The sequence below is a fragment of the Pseudonocardia sp. ICBG601 genome (assembly GCF_020496245.1).
In genome coordinates, this window is record NZ_JAHLJA010000106.1 from 1 (window position 1) to 11,549 (window position 11,549).

Annotated in this window: 5 protein-coding genes and 8 pseudogenes; 9 read left to right on the plus strand and 4 right to left on the minus strand. The window is 74.5% G+C overall.

Annotated features, from left to right (window positions below; translation table 11 throughout):
* Positions 1-265 (minus strand): VOC family protein (locus KPL57_RS70275; protein WP_308253014.1); only part of this gene is annotated, 265 nt, incomplete at its 3' end.
* Between the two features lie 382 nt (positions 266-647).
* On the opposite strand from KPL57_RS70275, the pseudogene KPL57_RS26195 reads away from it, so the two are divergent.
* A pseudogene (locus KPL57_RS26195) lies at positions 648-2,257 on the plus strand (ABC-F family ATP-binding cassette domain-containing protein).
* Here the strand turns inward: KPL57_RS26195 and KPL57_RS26200 are convergent.
* Entirely contained in the window at positions 2,258-2,890 is a 633-nt protein-coding gene (locus KPL57_RS26200) for a TetR/AcrR family transcriptional regulator (RefSeq protein ID WP_226353548.1), read from the minus strand.
* A gap of 91 nt (positions 2,891-2,981) precedes the next feature.
* Here KPL57_RS26200 and KPL57_RS26205 point away from each other — a divergent pair, with 91 nt between their 5' ends.
* The 8 genes and pseudogenes from KPL57_RS26205 to KPL57_RS26240 all read left to right on the plus strand — a co-directional run.
* Positions 2,982-3,734: a sulfite exporter TauE/SafE family protein gene (locus tag KPL57_RS26205; RefSeq protein ID WP_226353549.1), complete on the plus strand. Its 753-nt coding sequence runs from the start codon at positions 2,982-2,984 to the stop codon at positions 3,732-3,734.
* A gap of 40 nt (positions 3,735-3,774) precedes the next feature.
* Entirely contained in the window at positions 3,775-4,068 is a 294-nt protein-coding gene (locus KPL57_RS26210; protein ID WP_226353550.1) for a hypothetical protein, read from the plus strand.
* Positions 4,065-5,139 (plus strand): annotated as a pseudogene (locus KPL57_RS26215) (AAA family ATPase). The gene KPL57_RS26210 and the pseudogene KPL57_RS26215 overlap by 4 nt, the downstream one beginning before the upstream one ends.
* A pseudogene (locus KPL57_RS26220) lies at positions 5,136-6,018 on the plus strand (DUF58 domain-containing protein); the annotation flags it as partial. The pseudogenes KPL57_RS26215 and KPL57_RS26220, both read left to right, overlap by 4 nt.
* Positions 6,019-6,148: 130 nt before the next feature.
* Positions 6,149-7,137, plus strand: a pseudogene (locus KPL57_RS26225) (VWA domain-containing protein).
* Between the two features lie 52 nt (positions 7,138-7,189).
* A pseudogene (gene fabG / locus KPL57_RS26230) lies at positions 7,190-7,904 on the plus strand (3-oxoacyl-ACP reductase FabG).
* A gap of 79 nt (positions 7,905-7,983) precedes the next feature.
* Positions 7,984-8,759, plus strand: a pseudogene (gene fabI, locus KPL57_RS26235) (enoyl-ACP reductase FabI).
* 42 nt (positions 8,760-8,801) lie between these two features.
* Positions 8,802-9,842, plus strand: a pseudogene (locus KPL57_RS26240) (ferrochelatase); the annotation flags it as partial.
* A gap of 74 nt (positions 9,843-9,916) precedes the next feature.
* Here KPL57_RS26240 and KPL57_RS26245 read toward each other — a convergent pair.
* The gene (locus tag KPL57_RS26245; protein WP_308253017.1) at positions 9,917-10,543 is read right to left on the minus strand and encodes a class I SAM-dependent methyltransferase; all 627 of its coding nucleotides are present in this window, start codon (positions 10,541-10,543) and stop codon (positions 9,917-9,919) included.
* 561 nt (positions 10,544-11,104) lie between these two features.
* A pseudogene (locus KPL57_RS26250) lies at positions 11,105-11,549 on the minus strand (prolyl aminopeptidase); the annotation flags it as partial.

The window sequence follows — 11,549 nt, forward strand, 5'->3', positions numbered from 1 at the left end:
GCGCGTTCAGGCCGCCTGCGCAGCGAGCTGCCAGGACACGCCGAAGCGGTCCTCGACCCAGGCGAAGGGGCCCGAAGCCGTAGTCGTCGAGCGGCATGAACTCCCGTCCGCCGGTGGCGAGGGCGCCCAGCAGCCGCTTCTGCTCGTCACCGGACCCGCAGTCCACCCAGAGAGAGACGGCGGGGGTGAAGTCCCACTGGTGCACCGGCGGGCTGTCGCTGCACCGCAGCCGCTGCCCGGCGACGACGAACTCGGCGAGGACCACCGCGGTGGGGTCGTCGTCGGGCGGTGAGTGACCGAGACGATCTCGCCGTCGTCGAACAGGGACGTCCAGAACTCCATCGCCTCGCTCGCGCTCGGGCCGCGCGGCGGCTGGAAGGTCAAGAACGGCAGGGCACGGGCGGGCATCGGTCCTCCTGAGCTCGGACGGGTGCAGCGCGCCCGAAACCGGACGACGCGCCACCTGTCGCCGGGTAGACTCGAACCATGGCACGAGGAATCTGGTCGCAGAAGGTCCGCACCGCCCGCTGACGGCGGCGCCCACCTCTTCGTCCCGCGAAGCAACCACCGCGTCCGCCGTCCCGGTCCCCGCCGGGCGGCGCATTCCGTGCTGCCCGGCTCCGATCTCGGATGCCGCGGAGCCTCTCGTGCACACCACCCCCGAACCCTCGTCCCTCCTGCCCGCCCTCGACGCCGGCGCGTCCGCCCACGTGCGCGCCGAGGACGTCGTCGTCACCCGCGGATCGCACCGCGTCCTCGCCGGCGTGAGCCTCACCGTCTCCGCCCGGTCACGCCTCGCCGTGGTCGGGGAGAACGGCCGGGGCAAGTCCACGCTCCTGCAGGTCCTCGCCGGCGTGCTCGTCCCGGACTCCGGCACCGTGCACCGTGCCGGGACCGTCGCCCTGGTCCGCCAGGAGGTGCCCACCCGCGACGGCGAGACCGTCGGCACACTCACAGCGGAGTCGCTCGCCGCCCCGCGGACGGCGCTGAGCGAGCTCGACGCGGCAACCGTGGCGCTCACCGACGGTGCGCCCGGCGCCGACGACCGGTTCGCCGCCGCCCTGGACACCGCGACCCGGCTCGACGCCTGGGACGCCGAACGCCGCATCGACGTCGCGCTGGAGGCACTCGGCGCCTGCACCGATCGCGACCGGCCGCTGGAGACGCTGTCGGTGGGGCAGCGCCACCGGGTGCGGCTGGCGTGCCTGCTCGGCGCCCGCCACGACGTCCTGCTCCTCGACGAGCCCACCAACCACCTCGACGCGGGCGGTCTGGACTTCCTGACCCGCACCCTGCGCGCGTACCCGGGCGGACTCGCCGTGGTCAGCCACGACCGAGCCCTGCTGCGCGAGGTCGCCGAGGAGTTCTGCGACCTCGACCCGACCCGTGACGGCGCGCCCCGGCTCACCGCGGGCGGCTACGACGGCTGGGTGACCGCCCGCGACCGGGCCCGCAGCGCATGGGAGGCCGCGTACGCCGAGCAGCAGGCCGAGCACCGCCGCCTCGCCGACGCCGTCGCCACCGCCCGGGACCGGCTCTCGACCGGCTGGCGCCCGGACAAGGGGACCGGCAAGCACGCTCGTCAGTCGCGGGCTCCCGGCGTGGTGCAGGCACTGCACCGCCGCCGCGCCGAGCTCGACGCGCACCGGGTCGACGTGCCGGTGCCGCCGTCGTCGCTGCGTAGGCCCGACCTCGACGTGCGACCGGCGCGCCACAGCTGCGCGCGCACGGGATCGGCGTGCGGGACCGCCTCGCCGGCCCGGTCGACCTGGTCCTCGACGGGGGCGACCGGCTGCTCGTGACCGGGCCGAACGGGGCCGGGAAGTCGACACTGCTCGCCGTGCTGGCGGGAGCACTCGACCCGGACACCGGGGCGGTGCGCACCGCGCGCGGCGCCCGGGTCGTCCTGCTGGGGCAGGAGACCGCGGTGCTCGACCCGCGGTGGCCCGCGCGCGCCGTGCTGGAGCAGGCCGGCGGCGGCGCTCACGGCCTGCTCGACGCGGCGGCGTTGCGGACCCCGGTCGGACGGCTGTCGGAGGGGCAGCGACGACGGCTCGACCTGGCCGTGACCCTCGCGGCGCGCCCGACGACGCTGCTGCTCGACGAGCCGACCAACCACCTGTCGGCGCGGCTGGTGGACGAGCTCACCGCGATGGTGCTGGACACCTCGGCGGCCGTCGTCGTCGCCACCCACGACCGGCAGCTGCTGCGCGACCTGGCCGACTGGCCGCGCCTCGAGCTCGGTACGGCCGGCTGATCAGGGCCGGAGCCCGGCCTCGAACAGCGGCTCGCCGCCACCGGGTCCGCGCACCACCGCGCCGCCGAGCAGCCGGGACAGCACCGGCAGCTGCTCGGACCGGCCGGAGCGACGGACGTCGTCGAGGGTGGGCAGGCGGTCCCCGGCCAGGGCCGCTGCCCCCCGCACGTAGCCGTGCAGCAGGTGCAGCACCTCCACGGCCGCGTGCAGCGGATGCCCCCCGACGACGTGCGCGAGCAGCGTCTCCGACCACGCGCACTCGGCCGGGCCGGTGGCGCGGGGACCGGCGAGCAGCCCGACGGCCCACGGGTGCTCGTCGAGCACCTCGCGCAGGGCGGACGCCCAGATCTCGCACCCCAGCCGCAGCCCGCAGCCCGCCAGGTCCGGCGGCTCGCCCAGCGCGGCGTCCAGGACGAGGTCGACCAGCGCGTCCTTGCCGGGCACGTGCCGGTACAGCGACATCGGCGCCGACCCCAGCTCCCGGGCCAGCCGCGGCATCGACACCGCGGCCAGGCCGTCGGTGTCGGCGAGGCGCAGCGCCGTGGCGACGACGGACCCGCGGTCCAGCGTCCGGCGCGCCGGGGCCGGGGGAGCGGCCCAGCGGGGGTCGTCGACGGTCATGGCGTGGATCATGCCACGCACGTCGTAGAGCTACGCACCATGCGTAAGCCCTACGCAGACACGGGCGGCGGGTCGTCCGCCGTGCGGTTCGTAGGGTGGCCCGATGCAGTGGTGGGAGGTCGGGGTCATCGCGCTGGCCGGAGTCTGGGCGGGGTTGATCAACACCGTCGTCGGGTCCGGGACGCTGGTGACCTTCCCGGTGCTGGTGGCGCTCGGCTTCCCGCCGGTGACGGCGACGACGTCGAACGCCATCGGTCTGATCACGGGGTCGGTCACCGGCGCCGTCGGCTACCGCAGGGAGTGGGCCGGGCACGGCCGCCGGCTCGCGAAGTACGCCGTCGCGTCGTTCCTCGGGGCGGTCGTCGGCGCGGCGCTGCTGCTGTCGCTGCCGCCGGACGCGTTCGAGACGATCGTGCCGGTGTTGGTCGGCACCTCGGTGCTGCTGGTCGCCGTGCAACCGCTGCTGGCCCGCCGGCTGCGGGACCGGCCGCGTCCCGACCGGTCCGGCTCGCCGGTGCTCTACCTGCTGGTGTTCCTGGTGGGCGTCTACGGCGGCTACTTCACCGCCGCGCAGGGGATCATGCTGGTCGGGGTCATGGGGCTGCTCCTCGCGGACCCGCTGCAGCGGCTCAACGCCTTCAAGAACACCCTCGCCTCGGTCGTGAACATCGTCGCGGGGGCCATCTACGCCGTCGTCGCGCCGGTCGACTGGAGGGTCGTCGGGATCATCGCGGTCAGCTCGATCGTCGGCGGGCTGCTCGGCGCGAAGGTCGGGCGCAAATTGTCGCCCGCGGTGCTGCGGAGCGCGATCGTCGTGATCGGGGTCGCGGCCATCGTGTTCCTGCTGGTGGAGTGAGCGGCCCGGAACTGTCGGGGGTGTCTGCTCTGCTGGGGCCGTGGACGACGACCGCGCCGCCGAGCTGGCCGCGGCCCTCGCCGCGCTGGCCGGTCGCGAGATCGGTCCGGTCGAGGCGCGGGCCGTCGTCGCGCACGCCCACGACCTGACCCCGGCCCGGGCGAACGCGGTCTGGACCCGGCACCGGGCGGCACCGCGGACCGTGCCGCTGCGCGACTACCTGGCGATGACGCTGCGGTTCACCGCGCAGGACCCGGCGGTCGGCCCGCTCGCCGGCGGGGAGCGGCACGCCTCACCGGATCCACACGGCCGACACGGTGGGATGGCACCGTGAGCACGACTGCCTCGACCGGCCCGGACCCGATCACCCCCGCCCGCGACGCCGAGCGGCTCGAGCGTGCGGTACTCGAGGTGAAGCGGGTGATCGTCGGCCAGGACCGGCTCGTCGAGCGGATGCTGGTGGGTCTGCTCGCGAAGGGGCACCTGCTGCTGGAGGGCGTCCCCGGCGTCGCGAAGACCCTCGCGGTGGAGACCTTCGCCCGGGTCGTCGGGGGGAGCTTCTCCCGCTGCAGTTCACCCCCGACCTGGTGCCCGCCGACATCCTCGGCACCCGGATCTACCGGCAGGGCCGGGAGGAGTTCGACGTCGAGCTCGGTCCGGTCGTCGCGAACTTCGTGCTGGCCGACGAGATCAACCGCGCCCCGGCGAAGGTGCAGTCGGCGATGCTCGAGGTGATGGCCGAGCGCAAGCTCTCCCTCGCCGGTCGCGACCACCCGATGCCCGACCCGTTCCTCGTGCTCGCCACCCAGAACCCGATCGAGAACGAGGGCGTCTACCCGCTGCCCGAGGCCCACGCGACCGCTTCCTGTTCAAGCTGATCATCGAGTACCCGGGGGTCGAGGAGGAACGGGAGATCATCTACCGGATGGGGTCCACCCCACCGGTGGCCTCCCAGGTCCTCACCCCGGACGAACTGGTCCGGCTGCAGCGCACCGCGGCGGACGTGTTCGTGCACCACGCCCTGGTCGACTACGTCGTGCGGCTGGTCGTCGCGACCCGGCTGCCGTCCGAGCACGGCCTGTCCGACGTCGCGTCCTGGATCGCCTACGGGGCCTCGCCGCGTGCGTCGCTGGGCATCGTGTCCGCCGCCCGCGCGCTGGCCCTGGTGCGTGGCCGCGACTACGTCCTGCCGCAGGACGTGCTGGAGGTCGCCCCGGACGTGCTGCGGCACCGCCTCGTGCTGTCCTACGACGCGATCGCCGACCAGGTGCCGGTCGACCACATCGTCACCCGGGTCCTGCAGACCGTGCCGTTGCCGCAGGTCAGCGCCCGGCCCGGAGGAGCGCCCGAGGGTGCGCCGTCGGCGTGGCCGCCCGCACCGGGTGCCGGCCAGGGTCCGGCGTGACGGCGGGGTCCTCCGACCTCGTCCGGCTCGAGGCCTCCCTGCGGACCCTGGAGCTCACCGTCCGGCGCCGGCTGGACGGGCTGCTCCAGGGCAACCACATCGGGCTGCTGCCCGGCCCGGGCACCGAGCCCGGTGACGCGCGGCCGTACCAGCCCGGTGACGACGTCCGCCGGATGGACTGGTCGGTCACCGCCCGCACGACCGCCCCGCACGTGCGGGAGACCGTCGCCGACCGCGAGCTGGAGACCTGGGCGGTGGTGGACCTGTCGCGCAGCATCGACTACGGCACCGCCCGCACCGACAAGCGGCACCTGGCGCTGGCCGGGCTGACCGCGGTCGCCCAGCTGACGACCGGGGCGGCAACCGGCTCGGCGCCGTCGTCGCGAACGGGGAGTCGACGCTGCGGCTGCCCGCCCGCGGTGGCCTGGCGCACGCCCGTGGCCTGGTCCGCCGGGTCGCGACGATGCCGTCGGCGCCCGAGGGCACCCGCGGCGACCTGTCGGGCGCACTCGACGAGCTGCGCCGTCCCCCGCGCCGGCGCGGGCTGGTCGTGGTGGTCTCGGACTTCCTCGGCGAGCCCACCTGGGAGCGGTCGCTGCGGGCGCTCTCGGCGCGCCACGAGCTCCTCGCGATCGAGGTCGTCGACCCGCGGGAGCTGGAGCTGCCCGACGTCGGGACCGTCGTGCTGGCCGACCCGAGACCGGGCGTCAGCGCGAGGTCGACACCACACCGCTGCTGCGCCGCGAGTTCGCCGCCGCCGCCGCCGAGCACCGCGACCGGGTGGCCGCGGCGCTGCGTCGCTGCGGGGCCGGGCACCTGACCCTGCGCACCGACACCGACTGGGTGGCCGACATCGTGCGGTTCGCCGTCGCCCGTAAGCACACCGCGTCCCCGCGCAACGGCACAGCGGCCCCACGCAGCGGCGCCGCGTTCTCGCGCAACGGCGCAGCGGCCCCGCGCAACGGCGCAGCGTTCCCGCCCGACGGAACTGCGGCCCGCGGAGGCCCGCGTGACGTTCACCGCCCCCTGGTGGCTGCTCGGGCTGCTCGTCGTCGCCGCGCTGGCGGTCGCCTACGTGTGGCTGCTGCGCCGGCGCCGTCGCGACGTCGTACGGTTCACCAACCTGGAGCTGCTGGAGTCGGTCGCCCCGAAGCGGCCGGGCCGGTGGCGGCACGTTCCCGCGATCGCGTTGATCGCGGCACTGGCGGTGCTCACCGTGGCGCTCGCCGGGCCACAGGCGATGGCGAAGGTGCCGCGGAACCGGGCCACGGTGATGCTGGTGATCGACGTGTCGCTGTCGATGAAGGCCACCGACGTCGCGCCGACCCGGCTCGCCGCCGCGCAGGCCGCGGCCAAGCAGTTCGCCGACCAGCTGACCCCCGGCGTCAACCTCGGGCTGGTGTCGTTCGCCGGGACGGCGGCGGTGCTCGTCTCGCCGACGACCGACCGCAGCGCGGTCAAGAACGGCGTCGACAACCTGCAGCTCGCCGAGTCCACCGCGACCGGTGAGGCGATCTTCACGGCGATGCAGTCCATCGACACCTTCTCCCGGTCGCTGCAGGGCGGCCCGGACGCGGAGGGGGTGCCGCCCCCGGCGCGGATCGTGCTGCTCTCCGACGGCACCCAGACCGTGCCGGGTCCGGACGGGGAGACGAGCCGCGCGGCTCGTTCACCGCGGCCGCCGAGGCGCGCAACCGCGGCATCCCCGTGTCCACGATCTCCTTCGGCACCAGCTACGGCACGATCGAGCTCGACGGCGGGCGCACCCCCGTCCCCGTCGACGACGCCTCGATGGAGCGCATCGCGCAGCTCGCCGGTGGCCGGTTCTTCACCGCCGCCACCGAGTCCGAGCTGCGCGCGGTCTACTCCGACCTGTCCGAGGAGCTCGGCTACGAGGAGCGCGAGGTCGACGCGAGCAGACCGTGGATGATCGGCGGGTTCGTGCTGCTGATCGGCGGGCTCGGTGCGGGCATCCTGCTCGGCAGGCGGCTGCCGTGAGGGTGATCTCCGCTCGCGGGTACCGACCGGTAGTGCGTTAGGTTCACCCCCCGTGGGACGCAGCGTGCTCGTGACCGGAGGAAACCGCGGCATCGGCCTGGCGATCGCGCAGGCGTTCGCGGCCGAGGGCGACCAGGTGGCGGTGACCTACCGCTCGGGGAAGGACGACATCCCCGACGGGCTGTTGCCGGTGCACTGCGACGTCACCGACGCCGAGTCCGTCGACGCCGCGTTCACCGAGGTCGAGGCCGCCCACGGACCGGTCGAGGTGCTGGTGTCCAACGCCGGCATCACCGACGACGGCCTGCTCATGCGGATGTCCGAGGAATCCTTCACCCGGGTCGTCGACGCCAACCTCACCGCCGCCTACCGGGTCGCGAAGCGGGCCTCGCGCGGGATGCTGAAGGCCAAGAAGGGCCGCATGATCTTCGTGTCGTCGGTTGTGGGCCTCTCCGGGTCGGCCGGGCAGGTCAACTACGCCGCCTCCAAGTCCGGGCTCGTCGGCCTCGCCCGCTCGGTCGCCCGCGAGCTCGGCAGCCGCGGCATCACCGCGAACGTCGTCGCCCCCGGCTTCGTCGACACCGACATGACCCGCGCGCTGCCCGAGAAGCGGCGCGAGGAGATCCTCGGGACCATCCCGCTCTCCCGCTACGCCGACGCACGCCGGCGAGATCGCCTCGGTCGTCGCCTTCCTCGCCTCGCCCGGCGCCGGCTACGTCACCGGGGCGGTCGTCCCGGTCGACGGCGGCCTGGGCATGGGTCACTGAGCATGTCACGATCGGAGCGCTTGCGCGACACCGACACCGGGCCACCGGCCCGGCCCCGCAGAACTCTCGAAAGGACGTCATGGGACTGCTCGACGGCAAGCGGCTGCTGATCACCGGTGTGATCACCGACGCCTCGCTGGCCTTCCACTCCGCCAAGATCGCCCAGGAGCAGGGCGCCGAGGTCGTGCTCACCGGTTTCGGCCGGATGCGGCTGGTCGAGCGGATCGCGATGCGGCTGCCGAAGCCTGCACCGGTCGTCGAGCTGGACGTCTCGGACCAGGAGCAGCTGGACTCGCTCGTCGAGCGGATCACCCCGCACCTGGGTGAGGAGCCCCGCCTCGACGGCGTGCTGCACTCGATCGGGTTCGCCCCGGGGGTGCGCTCGGGGAGGGTGCGTTCCTCAACGCGCAGTGGGAGGACGTCGCCACCACGATCCAGGTGTCGGCGTACTCGCTGAAGTCCCTGGCGATGGCGTGCAAGCCGCTGCTCGGCCCGGGCAGCTCGATCGTCGGCATGGACTTCGACAACCGTCAGGCGTGGCCCGCCTACGACTGGATGGGCGTCGCGAAGTCCGCGCTGGAGTCGGTCACCCGCTACCTGGCCCGCGACCTGGGCCGCGACGGAATCCGGGTCAACCTGGTCGCCGCCGGGCCCAGTGAAGACGATGGCCGCCAAGTCGATCCCGGGCTTCTCCGCGTTCGAGGACGTGTGGGACAAGCGCGCCCCGCTCGGCTGGGACATGAACGACCCGGTGCCGGTCGCCAAGACCGTGTGCGCCGCGCTGTCGGACTGGATGCCGACCACCACCGGTCGATGATCATGGCCGACGGCGGGGTGCACGCCGTCGGCGTGTGAGGCCGGGGAGCGCGCCCGCGGGTGGCGTCGATAATCGGGACCGTGCCCGAACAGCCCTGCTCCGACCCCGATGCCATCCTGGTGCTCAGCTTCGGCGGCCCCGAGGCCCCCGACGAGGTCCGCCCGTTCCTGGAGAACGTGACCCGGGCCGCGGGGTCCCGCCGGAGCGCCTCGACGCCGTCGAGGAGCACTACCAGCACTTCGGCGGGGTCTCGCCGATCAACGCCCGCAACCGCGAGCTGATCGCGGCGATCGCCGCGCGCACCGAGCTGCCGGTGTACTTCGGCAACCGCAACTGGCGGCCCTTCGCCGAGGACACCGTGCGCGAGATGGCCGAGGCCGGCGTCGAGCGGGCACTGGTGTTCGCGACCAGCGCCTACGGCGGCTACTCCGCCTGCCGCCAGTACCACGAGGACATCGCCCGGGCCCGCGACGCCGTCGGCGAGGCGGCCCCGAGCTGGTCAAGCTGCGCCCTTCTTCTACGACCACCCGGACTTCGTGCGCGCCAACGCCGACGCCGTGCGGACGGCGTGGGCGCAGCTGCCCGAGGACCGGCGCGAGGCGGCGCGGCTGGTGTTCACGGCGCACTCCATCCCCACCTCGGCCGACGCGGCCGCCGGGGACCCCGGCCGACGGCGGGCACCGCTACTCCCGGCAGGTCGCCGAGGCCGCCGCGCTGGTCGCCGCCGAGCTGGGCGTCGACGAGTTCGACGTCGTCTGGCAGTCCCGCTCCGGTCCGCCGCAGGTGCCGTGGCTGGAGCCCGACATCGTCGACCACATCGACGACCTGCACGCCAAGGGTGTGCCCGCGGTCGTCGTCGCGCCGGTCGGGTTCGTGTCCGACCACGTCGAGGTCGTGTGGGACCTCGACAACGAGGCCGCCGAGCGTGCCGTCGAGCACGGCATGGGCTTCGCCCGCGCGCCACCGCCGGGCCCGACCCGCGTTCGCCGACATGGTGGTCGAGCTCGTGCGGGAGCACACCGACGACGCGCCCGCCCGGCGGCTGGGCAGCGGCCCGTCGCGGGTGCACCCGCAACGGGGCGCCCTGCGCGGTCGACTGCTGTGTGCCGCAGCGGCGGCCCCGCCCGGTCGGGCTGATCAGCGGCGCCGTACCCGGGCGAGGTGGGCGGGGACCTCGACCCTGGTCCCGGCCGGCTCACCGTAGGCCTGCGCCAGGGCGGCGGTCACGACTCCCCGGTACGGACGCCGGTGTGACGGTCTCCACCGACCAGTCCGGACCGGTGAACGCGGTGCGGACGTCGGCCGCGTCGATCACCGGGCCGAACTCGGCGGCGGCGCCGGTCCGGGCCAGGGCGAGCACGTGCACGACGCCTCCCCGGCGCACGATCCCGGCGAGTGCGCGGGCGTAGCGGGCCTGGTCAGCGGGGTCGAACAGGTGGAACAGGGCACTGTCGACCACCGTGTCGAACGGGCCGAGGCCGTTCGGGGCGAGTGCGTCGGCGACGACGAACCGGGCGTCCACCCCCGCGGCCGCGGCGCGCTCGCGTGCCCGGTGTACCGCGGTCGGGGCGGCGTCGGCGCCGAGCACGTCGTACCCGAGCCTGGCCAGCAGGATCGTGTGCTCGCCGGTGCCGCACCCGGGGTCGAGGACGGTCCCGGTGACGGCGTCGTCGCGGCCAGCGCGACGACGGCCGGCTGCGGCTCGTCGATGACCCAGGGCGGGTCGCCGTCGCGGTAGGCCTGCTCGAACCAGGAGACGGGCGGGGTGAGGTCCATCGGATGCTCCTCTGACGGGGTTCTCCCGAGAGCCTCCGACCTCGATCGAGGTTCAGGTCAAGTCCCGGCGTCACACCAGGTCCGCCGTCCCGGCGGCCACAGCGGTTGGCCCATCCTGTCAAGGAATCATTGACGCCTGCGCGTGGTCAATCGAACGGCGACACCCCCGGACGTGGAGCCGGGGGAGTGGTCGCCGGATCCCGCGGAGCCGGGCGCGGGGACCGTCGCCGGGAGCCCAGCGGCCCCGCGCGGGGGTGACCTGGCACAGATGGGTGTTCCCGGTGTCGTCGAGCTGCGGGAACAGGTCGTCGGCGTGGTGCGGCCCGGCTGCCGCGTGCGGAGGCGGTGCTCCTCTCGGGCCCGGTGATGCCGCCGCGCCCACGCCGCATCCCGCCGCGCCGCATCCCGCCGTGCCGGAGCGCATCGCGCGGTCTCCTCGCCGACCGTCGGATCGTGTCCTGACCTCCGATAACAATGATTCATTGACGCCAGCAGATCGTCGACGAAACGACGACAACCACACCGCCAGGAGCCGGGGAAGTCGGCGCCGGCCGGGGAGCCCGGGGCTGCGGGATCTCCCGTGCGATGTGCGTGTGGTCGGCCCGGGTCAGCGGGGCAGGTCGGCGGCCCGGTCGAGGGCGTCGACGACGGCGTCGGTGAACGCTCCGGCGCCACCGTGGCCGGCGTCGTCGATGATCCGCAGCTCGCTGCCGGGCCAGCGCCGGTGCAGGTCCCAGGGGATGTCCGGCGGCCCGCTGACGTCGTAGCGGCCGTGGACCATGCTCCCGGGGATGCCGGCGAGCCGGGTCGCCCCGTCGAGCAGGGCCCCGTCGGGGAGGAATGCGGCGTGCCGCCAGTAGTGCGTGACCAGTCGGGCGAACACGAGCCGGAACGCCGGGTCCTCGTAGCGGCTGCTCGGCCGGTACCCCGGGACGAGGGAGACGTGGACGTCCTCCCAGCGGCACCACTCGCGGGCGGCGTGCTCGCGGACGGCCGGGTCGGGGTCGGCGAGCAGGGTCGCGTAGGCGTCGACGAGGCGGGTGCCGCGCAGC